We start from the raw sequence: 22,564 nt of genomic DNA on the forward strand, positions 1-22,564 counted from the left end.
GTCCGGTGGACCTGCGCGCCCTACGCTCAAGGCGAAATCCGGGAGCCACTGGGTTGCGCGTCCGGACGGTACCGTGGAGACATGAGTGATTTGCCCTTCGGATTCTCCTCTTCGTCCGGCGACGATGACGGCAAGGACAAGAACGCCGGCGGAAGCGGAGACGGCGGCGGCGCGCAGAACCCGTTCGGCTTCGGCGGCGCCGGTTTCGACCCGTCGGCCGGACTCGATCCGTCGGCGCTGGGTCAGATGTTCAGCCAGCTCGGGCAGATGTTCAGCGGCATGGGCACCTCGATGAGCGGGTCCGGCACGGCCGGGCCGGTGAACTACCAGCTCGCCGCGAATCTGGCCCGACAGCAGATCGGCGACTTCACGCCGGTCCTCGAGAAGGAGAACAAGGCCGTCGCCGACGCGGTACGCCTGGCCGACGTCTGGCTCGACGATGTGACCACCTTCCCCGGCGGGGTCAGCAAGGCCGTCGCGTGGACGCCGGTGCAGTGGCTCGACGAGACGCTGCCCACCTGGAAGGGCCTGTGCAACCCGGTGGCCACCCAGCTGGCCGGCACATGGCAGCAGAATCTGCCTGCCGAGGCCGCGCAGTTCGCCGGACCGATGATGGGCATGCTCACCCAGATGAGCGGGATGGCCTTCGGCACCCAGCTCGGTCAGGGGCTCGGCCAACTCGCCAAGGAGGTGCTCACCTCCACCGACATCGGGTTGCCGCTGGCCCCCGAGGGCGTGGCGGTGCTGCTGCCGGAGGCGATCGCCACCTTCGCCGACGGCCTCGGTCTGCCCGCGCAGGAGATCATCGTCTTCCTCGCCGCCCGCGAGGCCGCGCACGTGCGGCTGTTCACACACGTGCCGTGGCTGCGGCAGCGGCTGTTGTCGACGGTCGAGGAATACGCCCGCGGGATCAGCATCGACTTCTCGGGTATCACCGACATGACCGCGAACATCGATCCCACCGAACTGTTCTCCAACCCGGCCAAGCTGGAGGAGCTGATCAGTTCGTCGGCAACTTTCGAACCCACCACCACCCCGGAGCAGAAGGCCGCACTCGGCCGCCTCGAGACACTGCTCGCATTGATCGAGGGTTGGGTGGAAAACGTTGTGACCCAGGCACTCTCGGATCGAATCCCGAGCACGTCGGCGCTCGTGGAGACCATGCGCCGACGCCGCGCGTCGGGCGGCCCGGCCGAGCAGACCTTTGCCACCCTCGTCGGACTCGAGCTGCGCCCGCGCAAGTCACGGGAGGCCGCGGCGCTGTGGCGCTCACTGTTCGAGGCCACCGACGCCGCCACCCGCGACAAGGTCTGGGAGCACCCCGATCTGCTGCCCGACGCCGACGACCTCGACAACCCGGCCCGCTTCGTCGAACGCTTCATCGGCGGCGACTCCGAGATCGACTCGGCCATCGCCGAATTGGAGAAGTCGCTCGCTGCCGAAGCCGACAAGGGCACCACACCGCAGGATTCTGCGCCGGAGGCTTCTGCCCCCGACGGGCCGATCGGGAAGTCCGACGATTCCGACGACACGCCGGGCGATTCCGACCGCTGACCCCTCGGCTTGTGGATAACCACCACGGCGGCCTCACTCCGGCCGTCGGGGTGGCACAGTGGCCCTCATGGATCCGGGGACACCACAGCATCCGGGGACACCACAGCCCGGAACCCCGTCCGGGAGCCGCCTGCCGGTGATCGCCGACGGCGTACCGATCCTGGTGCGCCCGGACAACCGGGTCCACATCGGCAGCGATCCGCACACCGGGCTGGTGCTCGAACTGCCCGCGTCGGCGTCGGGCCCCAAGGTCGCGGCGCTACTCGGATCGCTGCGTGAACCACGCACGCGCACCGAGGTTTTCGCCGAACTCGTCGACGCAGGGCTGACTCGCGCCGAACTCGATGCGATCCTCGCCCAACTGCTCACGGCCGGGAAGGCATCGTGGTCGACGTTCACCCGGCCCCCGACCGACCGGCTGCGCATCCGGGTGCACGGCTCCGGGCCGCTCACCCGGCTGCTCACCACCACACTGTCCGACGCCGGGTTCGTGGTGGCGCACACGGTCCGCCGCCCCTCCCGCCGTGATGCGTCGGCCCCACGAACCAATCTCGTGGTCCTCACCGACCACCTCGCACACGAGTCGTGGCTCCTCGAACGGCTGATGGCCGACCGTGTCCCGCATCTGCCGGTCCGGCTGCGCGACGGGGTGGGTCTGCTCGGGCCGCTGGTGCTTCCCGGACTGTCGAGCTGTCTGGCGTGCGCCGATCGACACCGCACCGACCGCGATCCCGAGTGGCCGGTGCTGCGTGGCCAGTTGACCGGTGTCACCGGCCATGGCGGTGACCCGATCACCCGGATGACCGCGGCCCTCGCACACGATCAGATCGACCGGCTCGCAAGCGCCCTGGCCGTCGGCTCCCCGGACCCCCCGTATCTGCTCGGTCGCGTGATCGAGGTGCACGGCGCCCCACCCCGCCTGTCGAGCACCATCTGGCCGCGGCATCCACTGTGTCCGTTTGCCTGTGCGACCGCGTCGACGTCGCACACACCTGCGGCTCCGGTCGCGGACGGTCATCTATCCTGATGAGGGGAAAGGACATCATGACCGACATCACGCGGGGGCAAGGTCGCCGAAACGCCAAGCTCGTCTCGCTGCCGATCGGCATGGCCGGACGTGCGGCCGCCGGGCTCGGGAAGCGAATGGTCGGGAAGGACAAGGACGAGATCAACCAGGAGCTCCTGGAGAAGTCCGCCGACCAACTGTTCGCCGTCCTCGGCGAGCTCAAGGGCGGCGCCATGAAGGTCGGCCAGGCCATGTCGATCATGGAGGCGGCGATCCCCGACGAGTTCGGCGAACCGTTCCGTGAGGCCCTCACCAAACTGCAGGCCGAGGCACCGCCGCTGTCGGCGCCCAAGGTGCACAAGGTGCTCGACCAGCAACTCGGCACCAAGTGGCGGCAGCGATTCCGGGATTTCTCCGACGAGCCGGCCGCTGCGGCGAGCATCGGGCAGGTACACAAGGCGGTGTGGTCCGACGGCCGCGAGGTGGCGGTCAAGATCCAGTACCCGGGCGCCGACCATGCACTCAAGGCCGACCTCAAGACCTTGTCGCGGATGTCGGGGCTGATCCAGAAACTCTCCCCCGGCACCGACGTGAAGTCCATGATGGACGAGCTGATCGACCGTACCGAGGCCGAGCTCGACTACCTCGGCGAGGCCGACAATCAGCGGGCCTTCGCCAAGGCCTTCGACGGTGACCCCGATTTCGTCATCCCCAAGGTGGTCGCCAGTTCCCCCAAGGTGATCGTCTCCGAATGGCTCACCGGCACCCCGCTGTCGAGGATCATCACCGGTGGCGACAAGCCCACCCGCGACCGTGCCGCGGCCCTCATGTCGACCTTCGAGGTCAGCTCACCGTTCCGCGTGGGCCTGCTGCACGGAGATCCGCATCCGGGCAACTTCTTCATCGCCGACGACGGCCGCTTCGGTGTCCTCGACTTCGGGGCGGTGGGCCACTACCCCAACGGATTGCCGCCCGAGACCGGCCCGATCCTGCGGCTCGCACGCGACAAGGAGTACGACGAACTCAAGGCGCACATGGTGGATGCGGGGTTCATCCTGCGCACCCAGGTCGACAAGGTGTCGGCGACCGACATCGAGGCCTACCTCAAGGCCTACGTCGACCCGCTGTACGCCGAGTCGTTCCACTTCACCCGCAAGTGGTTGCAGCGTGCGGCGGGCAAGGCCACCGATGTGCGGGGCGACGTGTACAAGACCTCACGCCATCTGAACGTGCCGAAGCAGTACGTGATGGTGTTCCGGGTGCTCGCCGGGTGCGTCGGCATCGCCGCACAGCTCGACGCCGAGGCACCCTACCGCGGGATCATGGAGGAGTGGGTGCCCGGCCTGGCATGACCGGACGCGTCTGCAGCGCGCCCCGACACCGACAACCCAAGCGACACCGACACGCAGGACGACACCGGCCGTCCCCGAGCGAACTCGGGGACGGCCGGTGTCGTCGTCATGCTGCGGCGTGCTTCCGCGGACGGCCACGGGGCCGCTTGCGGGCGATCACCGCACCGTGGTCGAGGATCTCGCCGCCCCAGACACCCCACGGCTCGGCGCGATCGAGTGCGGCCTGCAGACACTGTGCCTTGAGCGGGCAGTCGCCACAGAATGCCTTGGCCCGCTCGAGGTCACGCGGATCCTCGGCGAACCACAGGTCGGCGTCACCCACCTGGCAAGGCAGATCGGTCGATCGGGACACCGAAAGCGGTGTAGCAACAGAATATTCGTTTGCAGAGCACTCGTGGGCACGGGTACGGCCGACCGACGCCACGCGGTCGGCCACGGTACTCGGTTCGAGAACGCAGTCGGTTGTCATTACCTCTCCACCTCTGTCGGATTCATCGGGTTGATGGCACCCGAGCCGTTTGTGGTGGAGTCCTGTCCCAGGACATCGACGAGATGTCGGGGAGGTCAAACCAGAAAGGCCACGGGTTCGCGGTTGCGATTGCCCCGTGGCCGGAAATCTGACGCGGTCAGCGTCTGGATCTGCGGTGTGTCACAGGGAATCGCGGGATAGCTCGTGCCGGCGCGGGCGACGCGGCGGCGTTCGCGGGTTCGGACAGCGCGATCGCTGCCGATGCCGGGTGTGCGGCATCGGCGCGATGCTCGCCGAGCGACAGGCACTCGTCGACACGCCAGGAGCGGTCGCGAGCGATGGTGCCCACCAGGCTGCCGCCGGCGGCATTGCTGCCGACGACATTGCGCTTGTCACCGAAAACGATTGTGTTCACTGCTTCCACTCCTTTCCGATCTCGTCTGCTTCTCATCCGCGGGGGGCCGTGTGGCACACGTCCACCCAACCCCGTGGTCGACTGTGCGTCCCAGACTAAGCCCGCCCGCACAATCGGCACAACCTATTTTTGACCTGCGTTTTTCACGATGGAGATGACCTCGTCGCCGTACTCCTCGAGCTTGGCCGCACCGATTCCCGGGATCGCGACGAGCCCGCGGGCATCGGTGGGTCCCTGCTCGGCGATGGCGAGCAGGGTCTTGTCGGAGAACACGACGAACGCCGGAACACCCTTGCTCTGCGACCGTTCGCGCCGCCAGTCCTTGAGCGCGACCAGCAGATCCTCGTCCAGATCCGACGGGCAGCTGTCGCATCGGCCGAGGAGGGTGGCGGTGGTCCCCGACAGTCGTGATCTGCACACCCGACAGGTGGGACCGCGTGTGGGTTTGCGTTCGGAGCTGCTGCGCGCCGCCGGTGCGGGTTCGGGGGCCAGCCCCGACAGGAATCGTGAGCGGCGTCGGGCCCGACCGCCCTCGTTGCGGGCGGTCGCCCAGGAGATCTGCAGGTGGACGCGGGCGCGGGTGATACCGACGTAGAACAGTCGGCGTTCCTCCTCGACCTGTTCCGGCGATCCCTTGATGGCCTGGGAGATCGGCAGCGAGCCCTCGGTCAGCCCCACCAGGAACACCGCATCCCACTCCAGGCCCTTCGCCGCGTGCAGCGACGAGAGGGTGACCCCCTGCACGGTGGGCGGGTGCCGGGCCTCCGACCGCACCTGCAACTCCCGAACCAGTTGCGCGAGAGTCAGTTCCGGGTTCTCCGCAACCATGTCGTCGGTCAGTTCGACCAATGCCTGCAGCGACTGCCACCGCGCGCGGGCCTGTGCACCCGACGGTTCCTCCTCGGTGAGACCGAGTTCGACGAGGACGGCGTGCACCGCCGTCTGCACCTCGACGCCGTCCCGCAGCCCGCGCTCGGCGACCTGGGCGAGCTGACGCATCGCCTGGCGCACCTCGGTACGGGTGAAGAACGCCTCGCCGCCACGCACCTGATACGGGACACCGGCCTCGGTGAGCGCCTGCTCGTGGTTCTCCGACTGCGCGTTGACGCGGTACAGGATCGCGATCTCCGACGGTTCCACACCGCTGTTGATCAGCCGCTTGATCTGGCCGGCCACCAGCCGGGCCTCCATCGGCTCGTCGTCGTACTCCTCGAAGGTCGGTTCGGGGCCGTCGGGACGCTGCCCGATCAGTTCGAGTCGTGTGCCCGCGATCCGTCCGCGTGCCGCGCCGATCGCCCGGTTGGCCAGACTCACCACCTGCGGCGTGGACCGGTAGTCGCGCACCAGGCGGACCATCGTCGCCTCGGGGAACCGCCGCGGGAAGTCCAGCAGGTGGTCGGCCCTGGCACCGGTGAAGGTGTAGATGGTCTGGTTGGCATCGCCGACGACGGTCAGATCGTCACGCTGGCCGAGCCAAGCGTTGAGCAGCCCCTGCTGCACCGGGGTGACGTCCTGGTACTCGTCCACCACGAAGCACCGGTACTGGGCGCGGAACTCTTCTGCCACACCGGGATCCACATCGATCATCTGCGTCATGTAGATCAGCAGGTCGTCGAAGTCCAACAGCCGGTCACCCTCCGGTGAGACCTTGCCGTCCTCGTAGGCGGCATAGACCTTGGCGATCTGTTCCGGCGCCGACGGCGTCTCGCGCATCAGTCGGGTGGCCGCGGCCACATACCCCTCCGGGCCGATCACCGACGCCTTGGCCCATTCGATCTCCGACAGCAGATCGCGCACGGTGTCGGTGGAGGTGCTCAGACCGGCGCGCCGGGCGGCGCGGGCCATCAGTGGGAACTTGTTGTCGAGCAGCTCCCAGCTGCTGTTGCCGAACACCCGTGGCCAGAAGTAGCGCAGCTGCCGCAGCGAGGCGGCGTGGAAGGTCTGCGCCGACACCGACGGACCGGCCGCGCCGATACCGAGCGACCGCAGCCGGGTACGCATCTCCCCTGCCGCGCGGGCGGTGAAGGTCACCGCGAGCACCTGGCCCGGGTTGACCTGTCCGGTGTCGATCAGGTGCGCGATGCGGCGGGTGATGGTTCGGGTCTTGCCGGTTCCGGCACCCGCGAGCACGCACACCGGCCCGCGTGGGGCGAGAACCGCCTCGCGCTGTTCGGGGTCGAGTCCGTCGAGGATGCCGTCGGCCGCTGGTCGGGATCGGGTGGGGTTCGGGCGTTCGGACACGCAGTCCACTATGTCAGCCGGTCCCGACAGGACACCGGGGTGGCCTGCCGGGCATCAGTGGGCTGTGGACAGAGATCACACGCCGAGCTTCGCCTTCACCTCGGCGATCGACGGGTTGGTCGCGGTGGTGCCGTCCGCATACTGCACGGTGGGGACGACGTGGTTGCCGCCGTTGACGCTGCCGACGAACTCGGCGGCCTCCGGGTGCGCCTCGATGTCGATCTCGGTCCACTCGATCCCGGCACTGCGCAGGCCGGTCTTGAGACGGGCGCAGTACCCGCACCAGCTGGTGGTGTACATGGTCAACAGGTCGGGGGCGTTCTCACTCATGCGACCCATAACACCACTCGGCGCCGTGGTGTTCCGACGGCAGGGGTGTTCCGACGGAAGGGGTGTGCCGACGGCAGGCGCCGGGGTGGCGGGCGCGGTCGTCAGCCGTTGGCCCATGCGGTGATCAGCGACCGCGCGATCGAGATCGATCCCGGCAACAGCAGCCGCGGCCCCGCCCCGCTCGGTACGTCGCCGCTCGTCACGTCGCCGCGCACCCATTCGTCGCCGCCTGCCAGGGCCTCGCGCACCTCGTCGCGATGGAACCACAGCGCGTCGCCGATCTCGCCGTCGAGGAACTGCAACGGCTCGTCGGGGTCGGCGAGGGCGGCGAAGCCGAGCATCAGCGAGCGGGGGAACGGCCACGGCTGGCTGCCGAGGTAGCGGGGCTCACGCACGGTGATGCCCACCTCCTCGTGCACCTCGCGGATCACACACTGCTCCAACGACTCCCCGGGTTCGACGAAGCCCGCGAGGGTGGAGTACCACCGCTCGGGCCAGGTGGCCTGACGGCCCAGCAGAATCCGGTCACCGCCGTCGTGCACGACGGTGATGATCGCCGGGTCGGTGCGCGGGAACTCGTCACGCCCGGTGTCGAGGTGGCGCCGCACCCAACCGCCACGCGCCGGGCGGGTGGGACCGCCGTCGACCGGCGAGAAGCGGGAAGTGGCGTGCCAGTTGAGGATTCCGAGTGCAGTGGCCAGCAGGCCCGCCTCGTCCGGGGTGAGTCGCGTGGCGCCGCGCCGGGCGTCGGCGCTACGGCCGGTCACCTCGTCGACGCGTCGGGTCCACAGATCGGTGTCGATGTGGGCGAGGAACACCGCATCTTCGGGTGGGGTCTCGGCGATGTCGGCGGCCGGCGTCCACGCCAGCGAGCCGTCCTCGTTGGCCGGGTAGCGACCCGCACCGTCGACGTCGAGGACGCGGGCGGTCGCCCAGCCCGACACCATGCGGCCGGGGTCGTCCCGGATCTCGTCGGCACGGTCGTAGGTCGCGCGGGACAACAGCGGCGGCTGATCGAAGACGAAGGAACCCATGTGATGTGTTCTACCCTGTCGCCGATCCGGGCGGAATCTCTACTCCGACGAGCCCTTGCGGACATACAGCAGGCGGTCGCCCGCCTCGATCTGTTCCACCGCACTGTCGTCGACGCGGTGCAGCACCCCGGCACGCACCACGCCGAGCACGATGTCGCGGGTATGTGCCGGTGACCCGCCGGTCTCGGTGGGATCGACCTCGCGTTCGGCGATCGCGTAACCCGCGTCCGGGGTGAGCAGGTCCTCGATGACCTCCACCACCGACGGCGTCATGGTGGCGATACCCAGGAGGCGACCGGCGGTCTCCGACGACACCACCACGGAGTTGGCACCGGACTGGCGCATCAGATGCGTGTTCTCCGACTCGCGGATGGACGCGACGATCTTGGCCGTCGGGTTGAGTTCGCGAGCGGTGAGGGTGGCCAGCACGGCGGTGTCGTCGCGATTGGCGGCCACCACGATGCTGGCCGCGTGGGCCACACCGGCCAGCCGCAGCACGTCCGACTTGGTGGCGTCGCCACGGACGGTCACCAGGCCGTCGGACTCCGCCGCCTCGAGCACCGCGGGATTGGCGTCGACGATGACGATGTCGGCGGGCTTGATGCCGTCGCCGATCATCGCGTCCACCGCGGTACGGCCCTTGGTGCCGTACCCGATGACCACAGTGTGATTACGCAAGCCGTTCCTCCAGCGTTGGATCTTGAGCGCCTGCCGCGACCGTTCGGTGAGCACCTCGAGAGTGGTACCGATCAACACGATCAGGAACAGGACGCGCAGCGGGGTGATGATCAGCAGGTTCATCAGCCGGGCCGATGGGCTGATCGGCGTGATGTCACCGTATCCGGTGGTCGAGAGAGTGACCGCCGAGTAGTAGAGCGAGTCCAGAAAAGACAGTTGATCGCCCTGTACGTCGCGATATCCACTGCGATCGAGGAAGACGACGACCGCGGTGAAGAACAGCGCGACGACGGCGAAGACCACCCGGCGGCCGATGGCCCGGCCCGGGCTCTGCCGCAGTTCCGGGATCCGGATGACCCCGACGAGCGCGTAGTCGGGCCCCTCGGAGAGATCGTCCCCGCGCAGTCGTCGGCGAATCGCACCGCGAGATCTCATCGGGGGTACCGCTGTCGCTTCACATCCTGGAATCTAACGCATCCGCGTCGGTCACAGCTCATCTGGACAGCAGCGCGGCCAGTGCGGCCTTGTCCGGCAGGTCCTCCGGTGCCAGGGTGTGTCCGGATCGGACGTAGTGGAAGGCCGCCGACACCTTCTCGATCGGCACCCCCGACAGTTGCGCCCACGCCACCCGATAGGCGGCGAGTTGGATGAACAACGACGCGCGTTCGGACTCCTCGGGAACCGCACCGGTCTTCCAGTCCACCACCAGCCACGAGCCGTCGGGTTCAGCGAACACCGCGTCGATCCGGCCGCGGATCACGGTGTCTCCGATGACGGTCTCGAACGGCACCTCCACCTCGCTGGGCGAGCGATTGGCCCACCGCGACGCCAGGAATGCCTCGCGCAACATCTCGAGGTCGGCGTCGGGGGCGGCGTTCTCGTCGGCGGCACCCGGCAACTCGTCCACGTCGAGAAGCCGGGTGGCTCCGAACCAGCGCTCGACCCATGCGTGGAATGCGGTGCCGCGCCGAGCGATGGGATTCGGCCGGAACGGGGTGGGGCGGCGGAGCCTACGGGCGAACTCGCGCTCGTCGGTGTCGAGGTCGACGAGCTGACTGACCGAAAGATGCGACGGCAACGCGACGTCGACGACGGCCTGGTTGCCGCGCCGATGTTCCTCGAGGAGCACCTCGACCTCTGCGCGCCACGCCTCGATCTCCGGGTCTGCGGTGTCGGTGGGCGATTCGCCGGCCGTGCCGGTGTCCGGGTCACCGAACAGCGAGTCGTCGAAGAGCGCGGGGGCGTCGCGACCGGCGAGGGCGTCGAGAACGAGGGTCGCGGCGGACTCCACCGGTGCACGCCGTTCGCCGAGCCGATCGGTCGGCCAGGGGCTACGGCTGTCGAGATCGGCCAGCGGGTTCTCGGCGCCATCGGCCGGGTCCTCGGCGAGCACGTCGATCGACAGTCCGTCGGCGTCGGCGTCGGCGTCGACGGCCTCGCTCACGATGCCGAGCAGCTCGTCGAAGAACGGTGAACCACCGCGTGGGGAATCGCTGTTCTCCGACCAGTGGTGCGCCGACACCAGCAGATCGTGGCGGGCACGGGTGATCGCGACGTAGAGGAGTCGGCGGTCTTCTTCCAGGCGCCGCTCCCCGATCGCCTCCTTGTGCTCGGTGAGTGCGTCCTCGAACTCCTTGCGGTCACCGACATGCCGCAGGTGCAGCACCGGGAATCCCTCCGACACCCCGGACCCGCCGGGGTCGGCGAGGTCTCCGCGCAGCGGGCCGGGCAGCTCGCGGGCGCTGCGCAGCCACGTGGTGTCGGCCTTACCGCTCGGAAAGATCCCGTCACACAGGTGCGGGATCACCACCACATCCCATTCCAGCCCCTTCGCGGCGTGCACGGTGAGGATCTGTACGCGTTGTTCGGCCACCTCGACCCGGCCGGGTTCGAGACCCTTCTCGATGGACTCGGCGGTGTCGAGGAACGCGAGCAGGCCCGGCAGGTTCGCACCGGGCCGATCGGCGTAGCGGGTGACGTAGTCGGCAAAGGCGTCGAGGTGTTCGCGGCCGGTGATCGCCCCGCGCATCCTGCGGGCCCGGATCTGTGCCTCGATGCCCACACCGATGGTGTGCTCGACGTCGGCGACGAGTTCCGGCAGTGGCTGTCCGATGCGCCGGCGCAACGCCTCCAGCTGCGCACCGAACGCCTTGATCCGGGCGAAACCCTCAGGACTGTAGGCGTCCGGGTCGCCCGGGTCGACGACGGCGTCGGCGATGCCGGCACGGTCGACGATCTCGGTGGGCAGCACCGCGTCGAGCGCCTCGTCGAGTTCGGCGCGGCTGGTGACGACTCCCCCGGCGGGAATCCGGCCCGCGGCCAGGGCGGTCGCGCGCCGCCACAGGGCGACCAGGTCGCGGGCCCCGAGCTGCCAACGGGCTCCGGTGAGCAACCGCATGGCCGCGGTGCCGGCCATCGGATCGGCCATCAGACGCAGGGTGGCGACGATGTCCTCCACCTCGGGCACGTGCAGCAGGCCGCCGATACCGACCACCTCGGCGGGGATGCCACGGCGCTCCAACTCCGCGGCCAGCGGCGCCGAATCCTCGTTGCGGCGCACCAGGATCGCCACGGTCGGCGGTCCCGAACCGTCGTCGTCGTCGTGGTAGCGTGCCGACACCTGGTCGGCGATCCAGGTGCGTTCGTCGACGACGGTCTCGGTGAGCGCGAGGGTCACGGTGCCGGTGGGGGCATCCGGGCGGGGACGCAGCACGCTGACCGGTACACCGCGGCGGCGCAGTTCCTCGCTCGTCTCGTTGGCCAACCGCAGCGTCTGCACCGGGTTGCGCCAGCTGGTGAGCAGTTCGCGACGGGGGGCGGGCGATCCGTCGGGCAGCGCGAAGTCGGTGGCGAAACGCGGCAGGTTGGCCGCCGACGCACCACGCCACCCATAGATGGACTGGATGGGGTCGCCCACCGCGGTCACCGCCACGGTGCCGCCACCGCCGCCTTGCCCGCCACCGGGATTGCCGCGACCGAACAACGCCGACAACAACACCCGCTGGGAATGTCCGGTGTCCTGATACTCGTCGAGGAGGACCGCACCGAATGCCTCCCGTTGGGCGGCAACCACTTCCGGATGCCCGGACACCAGCCGGGCGGCCAGCGACATCTGGCTGCCGAAGTCCAGCACGGCCTGATCACGCATCGTCTGCATGAGTGCGGCCACCAGCGGGAGGAGTTGTCGGCGTTCGGTGATCACCTCCTGGACGGTGCGCAGCGCGGCATTGGGTCCGCCGCGCTGTCGGGGTCCCTTGGGCAGGTCGTCGACCATCCGGTAGAGGTCGTCGCCCCAGCGGGACAGCGTGTCGAGATCGACGAGGTGCTCGCTCATCTCGCCATAGATCCGCAGCACCGATTCGGTGACGGTGGCCGGGGTCTTGGCGGTGGTCAGCTCGCCGGTCCAGTTGGACACGATGGTGAAGGCCGTCTGCCACAGTTCGGTCTCCGACAGCAGGGTGGCGGCCGGCTCGACCGGCAGCAGCAGCCCGTAGTCGGCGATCAGCCGGCCGGCGTAGGCGTGATAGGTGCTGACCTCGGGGTCGCCGGAACGGAGTCGGGTGGCGAGGGCGCCGTCCGGATCCCAGTTGACCAGCGCCGGCGAGCCGGCCAGCATCGACAGTCGGCGGCGGATCCGGGCACCGAGTTCGCTGGCGGCCTTCCGGGTGAAGGTCAGGCCCAGGATCTCGTCGGGGGCGACGATCTGGTTGGCCACCAGCCACACCACCCGCGAGGCCATCGTCTCGGTCTTGCCCGCGCCGGCGCCCGCGACGACGAGCATCGGCTGCTGTGGCGCCTCGATCACCTCGATCTGTTCCGGTGTCGGCGAGGGCAGACCGAGGGCGGCGGCCAGCGAGGTTGCCGAGACACGCGGCCGCGCAGGCGATCTTCTGTCAGTCATCGGTGACCGCCTTTCCCCGTAGCTGGGCCGGGCAGCTGGTGGCCAGACCGCAATGCGCACATCCCGGATTCGGGGTGGCCTCGAAGACCGGACCGATGCCGGCGCGAGCGGCCTTGCGCACCACCGCGACCCACTCGTCGAGCAGTTCGGGTGTGAGCGGCGGCTGTTCGCGTTCGGTGGCGCCCGACGAGCGGTGTGCGGCCGACACGTACACGAGTCGACCACCTCCGGGTTCAACTGTCTTGCCGGGGAATTCACGTGCGCCACCGTGTGCGAGTGCCACCTGGTAGGCCGCGATCTGGGCGTGGTCCCGTGCGTCGGCCTTGCTGACCGCGGTCTTCGCGGTCTTGACGTCCACCACCACCGGGCGCCCGGCGGAGTCACGCTCGAGCCGGTCGACACGTCCCTTCAGCCGGACCGGGAGATCGGTCCCGTCATCGGCCGGAACGGCGCCGTCGGCGAGTGGGCGGTCGGCGGGGATGGTCGCGTCGATCACCGACTCGACGGCCACCTCGTCGAGATCATCTCGCGAGATACGCAGCCAGTCACGGAAGTTCACGAGCATGGACTCCGCACGTTCGAGCTCGCGGGCGGAGTACCAGACCGCTCCGGTGTCGACGCGGTCCCAGATGCCACGCAGTGCGGCGGTCACCTCGGCGGGATCGATCTCCCCGGCGACCGCCTGCACCAGGGTGTGCACCAGGCTGCCGGTGAGTGCGGGCGCGCCGTCGCCGTCGCGACCGCCGGCACGTTCGAGGACCCATCGCAGCGAACACCGCGACAACTGGTCGACGTTCGAGGGCGACAGCACCACCGGGCCCGATTCCCGATCCCACAGCGGTGCGGCGGTGCTCGGCCGGGCCAGCGCGAACCAGTCCCGCGGATGCGCTCCGGGGATGTCCGAATCAGCCAGTTGCGCAAGCAGTTCGGCAGCAGCACGAGTACGTTCGTCGGGTTCGGTACCGGGGCTGTCTGGGTCGGGGATCTCGGCGTCGGTGACGCCGGCGACCACCACGGCCCGGAGCGACGCGACGAGGGACGGCAGGGAGAGCACGCGGTCGACGCCCGGGTCGATCGGCAGGTCGGCGTCCGGGTCGGTGTCGAGCGACCCGTGGTCGGCGTACGCGTCTTCCGGGGAATCCGTGCCGGCACCCGCGGCGCGGGTGTTGCGCCGGGAATCCGCACGGAGTGCGTCGGCGATCTCGACGACGAAGCGGGAGGGCGACGACTCACCGCCACCGTCCTCGACCGCCGTGATCAGCAGCCGGCGCCGGGCCCGAGTGCACGCGACCAGCAGCAGGCGACGTTCGTCGGCCAGCGCCACGGCCCCGCGGGCGACGGTGTCCACGGCGTCCGGGGCCATGCCGTCGAGCAGGTCGACGAGTTGGGCGGTGGCCAGCACACTTCCGCGGCTGCGCAGCGAGGGCCACAGTCCGTCGAGGACTCCGGCGACGGCCACCACCTCCCATTCGCGGCCGGCCGCGGCGTGCGCGGAGAGCACCGTCACCGACTCGGCCGCGGCCACCGCGGCGCGGCTGTCGCGCGGGATCTGCAGCTGGGTGAGGTAGTGGACGAAGCCGGCCGGCCCGGCCGCGGGCAGGGTGTCGGCGAAGTTCGCCGCCGACTCGAACATCGCCATCATGGCGTCGAGGTCGCGGTCGGCCTGCTCGCCACCGGGGCCGCCGCGGATGGCCGCGGACACCCACCGGCGTTCCAGGCCGGTGGCCTGCCAGGCCGCCCACAGGGTCTCTTCCACACCGCGTCCGGCATCATGCGCACGCGCGGCCGCGCCGATCACGTCGATCACCCGGCCCAGCGGCGCCCCCTCGTGGTCGGTGACCGCGCCCAGGTATTCGGCACCGAGCGTCGGGTCGAGGATGGCCAGTCGCAATGAGATCAGCGAATCCCGTTCGGCGCGGCCTTCTCCCACCTTCTCGTCATGTCGACGCACACCGCGCCGAAGCCGACGCATCGAGCCCGGGTCGGCCATGCCGACCGGTCCGGTGAGCAGGGCGACGGTGTCGTCGATGGAGAACTCCTCCTCGGTCACCGTCTCCTGGTCACGCGCGGCCACGGCTCGCAACACCGTCATCAGCGCGGCCACCGCGCGCTGTCGGTGGAGGGGCAGATCGCTGGTCGGGGTGTTCAGCGGCACCCCGGCGGACCGGAATGCGCGGCGCAGTGCCGGCAGTGCCAGATGCGCCGACCGCACGATCACCGCCATCTTCGACCACGGCACCCCCTCGAAGAGGTGCGCACGGCGCAGCAGGTCGGCCACCGCGGTGGCCTCCTTGGCCGCCGAGCTGAACACGCGCACCGACGCGCCACCGGGTTCGTCGTTCCCGCCGTCGGGGACCACCGGGAAGCCGTGCGGGCGCGCACCGGGCAGTCGGGCGGTCAGTGCCCGACCGACCACCGCGATCTGCCGGTGATGGCGGAAGTCGCGGTCGAGCCGGATGTCGTGGTCGGAGCCCGCGTCGGCCAGCTCGTCGGCGAATCGTGGACTCGCCCCCCGGAATCCGAACACCGACTGGTCGGTGTCGGCGGCGATGATCGTCGAATCGGTGCCGGTACCGACCAGACGGATCAGATGGGCGGCCTGCGGATCGAGGTGCTGTGCGTCGTCGACGATGAGGTGGCGGATGCGACGACGCTGCGCGGCGAGCAGTTCCGGATCGGTCGCGAACGCCGACAATGCCGAGCCGACCAGTTCGGCGGCGTCCACGGCCGGCGCCGACGCGCCGGGGGTCTCCGAGCCGACCGTGCCGCGCAGCAGCACGTTCTGCTCGTACTGCGCGTAGGCGTGACCGGCCGCCACCCACTCCGGACGCCGATGCCTGCGGCCCAGGGCGGCAAGCTCTTCCGGGCCGACACCGCGTTCGGCGGCGCGCATCATCAAGTCCCGCAACGCCTGCGCGAATCCGTCGGTGATCAGCGCGGGCCGCAGGTGGGCGGGCCAGTACGCGGCACCGTCCTCGACGTCACCGGCGAGCAGTTCACGCAGGACCACGTCCTGCTCGGAACCGGTGATCAGTCGTGGCGGCGGATTGTTGTGCGCCTGGGCCTGCAACCGCAGGATCGCGAACGCATACGAGTGCACGGTGCGCACCAGCGGTTCGCGCAATGCCCCGCCGAGCGCGAGCCCGTCCGACGACGCGGCGAGCACGCGCCGGGTGATCTCCTCGCGCAGCCGCACCGCGGCCTTGCGGTCGGACGCGAGTACCAGCACCGATTCCGGGTCGGTCCCCGGCCGGGTGAGGCGGGCCACGGCGGCGTCGACGACGATCGCCGTCTTACCCGACCCCGGACCACCGTGCACACGGTACGGCTGCCACGCACCGGCGCGATCGGCCTTCGGGTCGTCACCGTCGATCATGCGCTGGACCTGCAGGGGCCAGCTGCGATCGGCGGTGGCGGCGTCGGAATGACCGACCAGGTGCGCCCGCAACGCGGTGCCGGCACCCTTCGCACCCGGCCGGCCCGACCGTGCGGAACCGGCCTTCGCGGACGGGGCTGAAGAACGCGCGCGGGCCATGTGACCATGCAATCACGTGGCACCGACAGCGGTAGGGGGCAGCCAGGTTACGCCAGGGTGTCGGGGAATGTCGGGACGATGTCGCGCGCAGCGGACATCTGCCGCGCAAACTGCATTTCTCCAGGCCTCGACGAGATCTAGCGTGTCGGGAACCGAACAGCCCCGACCCCTACGAGACCTGGAGGACCCATGACCGACCTCACCGGACGCACGGCGATCGTGACCGGCGGTGCCACCCTCATCGGGCACGGCGTCGTCGCCGAGCTCACCCGCGCCGGCGCCACCGTGGTGGTGGCCGACGTCGACGACGAGGGCGGCTCCCGAGCCGCTGCGCTCGCCGACTCCGTGTCCTTCATCCACACCGACATCACCGACGACTCCTCACTCGCCGAGCTGATCTCGACCGTCGTCGGGCGACACGGCGGGATCGACATCGTCGTGAATCTCGCTGCGGTCTACCTCGACAACGGTTTCGACACCACCCGTGAGGACTGGCTGCGAGCGCTCGACGTCAATGTGGTGTCGATGGTCGAGGTGATCCGCCACGCCCATCCGTGGCTCAAGATCAGTGCGCATGCCGCGGTGGTGAACTTCACCAGCACCTCGGCGAAGGTCGCACAGACCGGCCGGTGGACCTATCCGGCGAGCAAGGCCGCGGTCACCCAGCTGACACGCTCGATGGCGATGGACCTGTCCACCGATGGAATCCGGGTCAACAGCGTCAACCCCGGCTGGACCTGGTCGACCATCATGGCCACCCTCTCCGGGGACGATCGCGCCAAGACCGATTCGGTGGCCGCGCCGTTCCATCTGACCCGCCGAGTCGCCGATCCCGCCGAGATCGGGCGCGTGGTGGCCTTCCTCGCCTCCGACGACGCCTCGGTGGTCACCGGCGCCGACTGGGCCGCCGACGGCGGCTACTCGGCGATGGGCCCCGAATCCTTCGTTCCCGCCATCCCCCAGCTCACGGAGTGACCGCCATGAAGATCGCCATCATCGGCGCCGGGTTCGCCGGCCTGTCCAGTGCCAAGGTGCTCACCGAGGTGGGCCACGAGGTCACCGTCTTCGACAAGACCCCCGACGTCGGCGGGGTGTGGAGCGTGACCCGCCGTTACCCCGGCCTGGCCACCCAGAACAACAAGCAGACCTATCACCTGTCGGATCTGAGGTACCCGCGCGCCTACCCGCAGTGGCTGCAGGGCGAGCACGTCCAGGAGTACCTGGAGTCCTACGTCGACACCTTCGGCCTCGCGCCGTACCTGCGGCTCGGGACCGAGGTGTTGTCGGCCGAACCCACAGCCGACGAGAGCGGCTGGATCGTCACCACCGCCACCGATACGCAGACCTACGACCACCTCGTGGTGGCCAACGGCATCTTCAGCGAACCGGTGCTCCCCGACTTCGAGGGCGTCGACCAACTCGAGGCGGCCGGGGGCCGGGTGATCACCACCGGTGATCTGGGGGAACTCGACGAGGTCACCGATCGTCACGTGGTGATGGTCGGATACGGCAAGTCGGCCAATGACGTTGCGGCCGTGGTGGCCCCGGTCGCCGCGAGCACCACGGTGATCGCCCGTGGTCTGCTGTGGAAGGTGCCCCGCAAGATCATGGGCGTCGTCAACTACAAGAACCTGCTGATGACCCGACTCGGGGAGAACCTGTTCCCGTACCAGACTCAGTCCGGTTTCGAGAAGGTGTTGCACGCCAACGATTCCGCGATCGCCAACAGCATGACCGCCACCGTCGGCGGAGTGATCACCCGACAGCTGAAGCTGGTCGAGAGCGGGCTGGTGCCGGACAAGCCGTTCCGGACCATCGCCACCGCATCGGTGAGCCTGGCGTCGGAGGGGTTCTACGAAGGGGTGCAGGACGGTTCGATCCGGGTGCGCCGCGACACCACCGTCACCCGGTTCCTCGAGAAGGAGGGCAGGCCGTTCGCCGAGCTGTCCGACGGGTCGCTGATCCAGGCCGACATCGTCATCTGCGGAACCGGATACCACCAGGTCACGCCGTTCCTGAGCGACGAGATCCAGGATCGCCTCACCGACGACGACGGCAACTTCCTGCTCTATCACCACATCCTGCCGATCGACGTGCCCAACCTGACGTTCGCCGGCTACAACTCGTCGTTCTTCTCGCCGTTGTCGGCCGAGATGGCGGCGGTGTGGACCGCCTCGTATCTGGCCGGCCTGCACGAGGTTCCGGATACCGAGACCATGCGCGACATGGTCGTCGAGCGGGTCCGATGGATGGCCGAACGAACCAACGGCCACCACGCCCGCGGCACCAACGTGGTCCCGTTCTCCCTGCACAACATCGACGAGGTACTCGACGAAGCAGATCTGAACGTGGGCCCGCTGACCCGCTTCGGCCAGTGGATCACCCCCGTACGTCCTTCGTCGTACCGGCGGGTGACCGCGAAACTCAGGAAGCGGATCGCCGCAGCGCGCTGAGGCCCGCAGACCCCCCACTTCTGCGCAGATGCTCCGCCTCTGGGGCGGGGCATCTGACGAAGTGTGGAGGGTCTGTCGGGGTGCGACGAGCGTGCACCGGCGGTATTCGACCCTGCGGAATCTCCGCCCACCCGATTGACGATATGTACCCTGACCAGCAGAATCGCTGAGATCACCACCGCACAGCAGAGGTTCTCACGATGACCAATGATCTCCTCACGCACTACCGTGTCGGCGCCACCACCGACCTGGACCAGGCCCGCGATCAGGTCTCGCGACATTTCTGCGCACATCGATTGTCGCTCGGGCATCGGGACAGCCATCTGGACCTGGTCCACAACTCCGCGACGATCGGGCGCGATGTGACGTTGAACTACATGCGGTACGGCTCCGAGGTCCACATCACGCCCGGTCGCCTCGAGGACTTCTTCCTGGTCCAGGCGCCGATCGCGGGTTCTGCGCGGGTATGCGTGGGTGATCGGGTGGTGCCCAGCGACCGTTGGCGTGCCTCGGTCGCCTCCCCCACCGAGCCGGTCGACATGGTGTGGTCCGACGACTGCGAGAAGCTCGTGGTGTACATCCGCCGGGAAGCCCTGGAAGCGGTTGCCGCGACCGCTGACGACGACGCCGGTCCCCTCGTGTTCGAGCCGGTCCTCGACCTCGCCGCGCCCACCGCCCAGGCCTGGATGCGGTTGGTCCGCTATGCGGTGGACGCATTGAGTGGGCCCTCGGCGAGCATCTTCGAGTCGACGTTGGTGGCCGCCAACCTCGAGCAGACCATCATCTCCGGACTGCTGACCATCCAGCCGAATTCGTCACATGCGACGCGCACACCCACCACGGTGACGTCCCGGGCTGTGCGCACCGCATTGGAGCTGATCGAGGAGAACCCTGAACACCCTTGGCGTGTAGACGAACTGGCCACGCTCGCAGGGGTTTCGGCCCGAACACTACAAGAGCTGTTCGCCCGCGAACTGGACACCACACCACGGGAGTGTATTCGCCGAACCCGGTTGGGTCGGGCCCGAACCGAGCTACTCGCCGCAGACCCGGCCACGACATCGGTGGCCGAGATCGCGACGCGGTGGGGCTTCTTCCACCTCGGGAGATTTGCCCACACGTACCGCGAGCACTTCGGGGAGTTGCCGTCGGCAACGCTGGCCCAGTAGGTCACCGCCGACCTGCTCCCGGATGCTCACGGGCACGGGTGGCACGCCCGCCTTCGTCACCCCGGGTGGTGGGAACCCACCGTCGGCATCGCCCGATCCCGCGCCCGGCGCCGATGCGCGGCGACGCCGAACTCCTCCCGCCACCACTCGCTCTCGCCGTCGACCGCCAGGTCCCGTGCCATCCGGCCGAAGACCGGGGCCAGCTTGAATCCATGGCCGGACAGACCGGTGACCACCACCACCCGGCCCGAGGGATCGAGATCGACGATCGGCACCCGGTCGGCGGTGAAGGTGTCGTGGTGGCCGCTCACGCGCACCGGCTCCGGGTTCATGTCGGGAAAGAACTGTCGCACCCGTGAGCCGAGCAGGGCGCGGGTCCGGTGGTCGATCCCCGAGGGGAGTGCCTCGACCGATCTCGCCGACGGCAACGCGGCATGCCCCGGACTGACCTTCACGCTGTAGCCGTCGAGCGAGGGCGCACCGAAGAAGTGGACGTCACCGACATCCCGCATGAAGACCGGAAAGTGCTGTGGCGCATAGCGGGTGATGTCGCGTGGCATGAACCACGACAGCAGCAGACGCTGCACGGTGATCAGATCGTGCGGCACGCCCAAGAGCTCCGATGCCCACGATCCTGCGGCGACGACGACGCGTCGGGCACGGACATCTCCCCCGGCGGTCCGGACCGTGACCCCGTTCTCGTCGGCTTCCACGGCCAGCACCGGGCAGTGGTAGCGCATCTGCACCCCACGTTCCTCCGCGAGCCGGAGGGCACTGAACACGGCCGGTTCGGGCCGGATGCCACCGCCCTGGAGGTCGAGAACAGCGACGTCGTCGTCGCCGACGGCGTGTTGGGGGTACTCGCGACGTATCTCCGTGCTGTCGAGCAGTCGATGGGGAAGGCCGAACTCCTCGATGGTCTCAAGGGTTGCCCGCATCTCCGGTCGGTTCTGCGAACCCACACTCAGGGCGCCGACCGGCAAGAACAACTCGACACCGGCCTCATCCTGCAGCTGGTGCCAGTTGCGTCGCGACTCGACGAGCAGCGGTACGTACAGAGCACCTTCCTTGTAGGCGAGCCGGAACAGTCTCGACTCCCCGGCATAGGAGCCCTCACCGTGAGCGCGCCCGTACTGTTCGATCCCGAGCACCGAGATCCCGTCGGTCTTCGACAGCTGCCACAGCGTCAGCGCACCGACGGTCCCGGCCCCGATGACGGCGACATCGACGTCTACGTCATCGGCGGCCGCACATCTGCCACTCGTCATGCCAGGACCGGAGCCTGCCAGAGATTCAGTGGGGTGCCGATTCCCAGCGCCTGCGCGCGCTCGAGGACCCGTTTCGCCCATGCCACATCCTCGACCGGCATTCCGCCGATGGAGAACAGCACGATCTCTCCGTCACGACGCTCCACCTCGCCCGCGGCGATGATCTCGCCGATGTCCTCGATACCGTCCGGCGACAACTTCCCGTCGTGCACCAGATCGGTGAAATGGCATCCGATGATGGCTATCGATTCGTAAGTGGGATAAGGGAATTCCTCCGCCCATGCCTCGTAGAGACCGAGGTTGTCGACGACCTTGCGCACATCGTCGGCCATCATCTGCTCGTCCAGTCGTGCCGACGAGGGCATCGCCAGAAAGGCACCGGGTTTGACCCATTCGCGTCGCAACTCGGGGTAGTTCTCCGGTGAACCGCCACTGGTCGTGCAGTAGGTCACGATGTCGGCGCCCCGCACCACGCTCTCGTTGTCGGGCATGATCTCGACGCGGATGTCCGGGAAGTGCTCGGCGACCCATCCGCGGAACACCTGCTCGCCCCGAGGACTCCGACCCTTGATCCGCACGACCTCGATTCCGGGCCGGGCCACGACGAACGACTGCAGTGCGGTGCGCGCCATGACTCCCGGACCGACGATCCCGACCACCCGGGCGTCGGGCGCCGCGAACAGCCGCGCCCCGACACCGGGAACCGCACCGGTGCGCATGGCACTGAGCAGGTTTGCCGACATCACCGCACGTGGCGCCCCGGTGTCGACGTCGTTGAGGACGAACAGGTGGATCGATCGCGGGAGTCCGACGGCCTTGTTGTCCACATTGGAGCCGTACCACTTGACCCCTGCGGCACGGAAGTCGCCGCCGAGATAGGCGGGCATCGCCATGAACCGACGATCCTCGGCGTTGCGCGGCATGGAGGCGAACGCGGGCTCGTCGGGAAAGGTCACCATCGCTCCGTGCGAGTCGGCGTTCTGCCCGGCCATCCGATAGTCGCCGCGACCGAGAACGCCGAACATCTCCGTCATCGTGTCGACACACGCGGCCATGTCGGTCACACCGGCGGCCACCATGTCCGGTTCGGACAGGTACAGGAAATCGATGGACGGATCGAAGCCCGGTCCGGCCTCGACGTTGTCGATGGTCATCTCAC

General features: G+C 68.9%; 16 protein-coding genes. 6 read left to right on the forward strand and 10 right to left on the reverse strand.

All coding sequences use genetic code 11. The features are described from left to right. The first annotated feature begins 81 nt into the window (after window positions 1-81). The 3 genes from ACWDUA_RS12615 to ACWDUA_RS12625 all read left to right on the forward strand — a co-directional run bounded on the left by ACWDUA_RS12615 (window position 82) and on the right by ACWDUA_RS12625 (window position 3,912). The gene (locus ACWDUA_RS12615) at window positions 82-1,554 is read left to right on the forward strand and encodes a zinc-dependent metalloprotease (protein ID WP_449751348.1); all 1,473 of its coding nucleotides are present in this window, start codon (window positions 82-84) and stop codon (window positions 1,552-1,554) included. 67 nt (window positions 1,555-1,621) lie between these two features. Continuing rightward, window positions 1,622-2,581: a hypothetical protein gene (locus ACWDUA_RS12620; protein ID WP_449751349.1), complete on the forward strand. Its 960-nt coding sequence runs from the start codon at window positions 1,622-1,624 to the stop codon at window positions 2,579-2,581. Window positions 2,582-2,598: 17 nt separating this feature from the next. Beyond that, window positions 2,599-3,912: an ABC1 kinase family protein gene (locus tag ACWDUA_RS12625; protein ID WP_449751350.1), complete on the forward strand. Its 1,314-nt coding sequence runs from the start codon at window positions 2,599-2,601 to the stop codon at window positions 3,910-3,912. Between the two features lie 106 nt (window positions 3,913-4,018). On the opposite strand, the gene ACWDUA_RS12630 is transcribed toward ACWDUA_RS12625, so the two are convergent. The 8 genes from ACWDUA_RS12630 to ACWDUA_RS12665 all read right to left on the reverse strand — a co-directional run bounded on the left by ACWDUA_RS12630 (window position 4,019) and on the right by ACWDUA_RS12665 (window position 16,515). Further along, window positions 4,019-4,381 carry a WhiB family transcriptional regulator gene (locus ACWDUA_RS12630; protein WP_449751351.1) on the reverse strand — a complete coding sequence of 121 codons (363 nt, stop codon included), beginning with the start codon at window positions 4,379-4,381 and terminating at the stop codon, window positions 4,019-4,021. A gap of 157 nt (window positions 4,382-4,538) precedes the next feature. Then, a complete protein-coding gene (locus ACWDUA_RS12635) occupies window positions 4,539-4,796 on the reverse strand; it encodes a hypothetical protein (RefSeq protein ID WP_449751352.1) in 258 nt (85 codons plus the stop codon). A 123-nt stretch (window positions 4,797-4,919) separates the two neighbouring features. Continuing rightward, complete coding sequence (locus tag ACWDUA_RS12640; protein WP_449751353.1) at window positions 4,920-7,037, reverse strand: ATP-dependent helicase; 2,118 nt, start codon at window positions 7,035-7,037, stop codon at window positions 4,920-4,922. Between the two features lie 75 nt (window positions 7,038-7,112). Continuing rightward, window positions 7,113-7,376 carry a mycoredoxin gene (locus tag ACWDUA_RS12645; protein WP_449751354.1) on the reverse strand — a complete coding sequence of 88 codons (264 nt, stop codon included), beginning with the start codon at window positions 7,374-7,376 and terminating at the stop codon, window positions 7,113-7,115. Between the two features lie 92 nt (window positions 7,377-7,468). Continuing rightward, complete coding sequence (gene nudC / locus ACWDUA_RS12650; RefSeq protein WP_449751355.1) at window positions 7,469-8,401, reverse strand: NAD(+) diphosphatase; 933 nt, start codon at window positions 8,399-8,401, stop codon at window positions 7,469-7,471. Window positions 8,402-8,440: 39 nt separating this feature from the next. Continuing rightward, window positions 8,441-9,514, reverse strand: a complete 1,074-nt coding sequence (locus ACWDUA_RS12655; RefSeq protein WP_449751356.1) for a potassium channel family protein — start codon at window positions 9,512-9,514, stop codon at window positions 8,441-8,443. Window positions 9,515-9,572: 58 nt separating this feature from the next. Further along, entirely contained in the window at window positions 9,573-12,980 is a 3,408-nt protein-coding gene (locus ACWDUA_RS12660) for an ATP-dependent helicase (RefSeq protein WP_449751357.1), read from the reverse strand. Next, entirely contained in the window at window positions 12,973-16,515 is a 3,543-nt protein-coding gene (locus tag ACWDUA_RS12665) for an ATP-dependent helicase (protein WP_449751358.1), read from the reverse strand. The genes ACWDUA_RS12660 and ACWDUA_RS12665 overlap by 8 nt, the downstream gene beginning before the upstream one ends. A gap of 189 nt (window positions 16,516-16,704) precedes the next feature. Here ACWDUA_RS12665 and ACWDUA_RS12670 point away from each other — a divergent pair, with 189 nt between their 5' ends. From ACWDUA_RS12670 to ACWDUA_RS12680, 3 genes are all read left to right on the forward strand, one after another. Then, window positions 16,705-17,490 carry an SDR family oxidoreductase gene (locus ACWDUA_RS12670; protein WP_449751359.1) on the forward strand — a complete coding sequence of 262 codons (786 nt, stop codon included), beginning with the start codon at window positions 16,705-16,707 and terminating at the stop codon, window positions 17,488-17,490. A 5-nt stretch (window positions 17,491-17,495) separates the two neighbouring features. Beyond that, window positions 17,496-18,968 carry a flavin-containing monooxygenase gene (locus tag ACWDUA_RS12675; protein WP_449751360.1) on the forward strand — a complete coding sequence of 491 codons (1,473 nt, stop codon included), beginning with the start codon at window positions 17,496-17,498 and terminating at the stop codon, window positions 18,966-18,968. A gap of 200 nt (window positions 18,969-19,168) precedes the next feature. Next, on the forward strand, window positions 19,169-20,137 hold the full coding sequence (locus ACWDUA_RS12680; protein ID WP_449751361.1) for an AraC family transcriptional regulator: 969 nt from the start codon (window positions 19,169-19,171) through the stop codon (window positions 20,135-20,137). Window positions 20,138-20,193: 56 nt separating this feature from the next. Here ACWDUA_RS12680 and solA read toward each other — a convergent pair whose 3' ends face one another. Both solA and ACWDUA_RS12690 read right to left on the reverse strand, forming a co-directional pair. Continuing rightward, a complete protein-coding gene (gene solA, locus ACWDUA_RS12685; protein WP_449751362.1) occupies window positions 20,194-21,405 on the reverse strand; it encodes an N-methyl-L-tryptophan oxidase in 1,212 nt (403 codons plus the stop codon). Next, window positions 21,402-22,559 carry a tyramine oxidase subunit B gene (locus tag ACWDUA_RS12690; protein WP_449751363.1) on the reverse strand — a complete coding sequence of 386 codons (1,158 nt, stop codon included), beginning with the start codon at window positions 22,557-22,559 and terminating at the stop codon, window positions 21,402-21,404. The genes solA and ACWDUA_RS12690 overlap by 4 nt, the downstream gene beginning before the upstream one ends. Window positions 22,560-22,564: the final 5 nt, after the last annotated feature.

It is taken from the genome of Gordonia sp. NPDC003376, from assembly GCF_053589235.1.

Bases quoted from the DNA above. Each gene is read 5' to 3' on its own strand.
- ACWDUA_RS12630 (WP_449751351.1), bottom strand. From the start codon at position 4,381: ATGACAACCGACTGCGTTCTCGAACCGAGTACCGTGGCCGACCGCGTG.
- ACWDUA_RS12660 (WP_449751357.1), bottom strand. From the start codon at position 12,980: ATGACTGACAGAAGATCGCCTGCGCGGCCGCGTGTCTCGGCAACCTCG.
- nudC (WP_449751355.1), bottom strand. From the start codon at position 8,401: ATGGGTTCCTTCGTCTTCGATCAGCCGCCGCTGTTGTCCCGCGCGACC.
- ACWDUA_RS12690 (WP_449751363.1), bottom strand. From the start codon at position 22,559: ATGACCATCGACAACGTCGAGGCCGGACCGGGCTTCGATCCGTCCATC.
- ACWDUA_RS12620 (WP_449751349.1), top strand. From the start codon at position 1,622: ATGGATCCGGGGACACCACAGCATCCGGGGACACCACAGCCCGGAACC.
- ACWDUA_RS12645 (WP_449751354.1), bottom strand. From the start codon at position 7,376: ATGGGTCGCATGAGTGAGAACGCCCCCGACCTGTTGACCATGTACACC.
- ACWDUA_RS12675 (WP_449751360.1), top strand. From the start codon at position 17,496: ATGAAGATCGCCATCATCGGCGCCGGGTTCGCCGGCCTGTCCAGTGCC.
- ACWDUA_RS12665 (WP_449751358.1), bottom strand. From the start codon at position 16,515: ATGGCCCGCGCGCGTTCTTCAGCCCCGTCCGCGAAGGCCGGTTCCGCA.
- solA (WP_449751362.1), bottom strand. From the start codon at position 21,405: ATGACGAGTGGCAGATGTGCGGCCGCCGATGACGTAGACGTCGATGTC.
- ACWDUA_RS12670 (WP_449751359.1), top strand. From the start codon at position 16,705: ATGACCGACCTCACCGGACGCACGGCGATCGTGACCGGCGGTGCCACC.
- ACWDUA_RS12615 (WP_449751348.1), top strand. From the start codon at position 82: ATGAGTGATTTGCCCTTCGGATTCTCCTCTTCGTCCGGCGACGATGAC.
- ACWDUA_RS12680 (WP_449751361.1), top strand. From the start codon at position 19,169: ATGACCAATGATCTCCTCACGCACTACCGTGTCGGCGCCACCACCGAC.
- ACWDUA_RS12655 (WP_449751356.1), bottom strand. From the start codon at position 9,514: ATGAGATCTCGCGGTGCGATTCGCCGACGACTGCGCGGGGACGATCTC.
- ACWDUA_RS12625 (WP_449751350.1), top strand. From the start codon at position 2,599: ATGACCGACATCACGCGGGGGCAAGGTCGCCGAAACGCCAAGCTCGTC.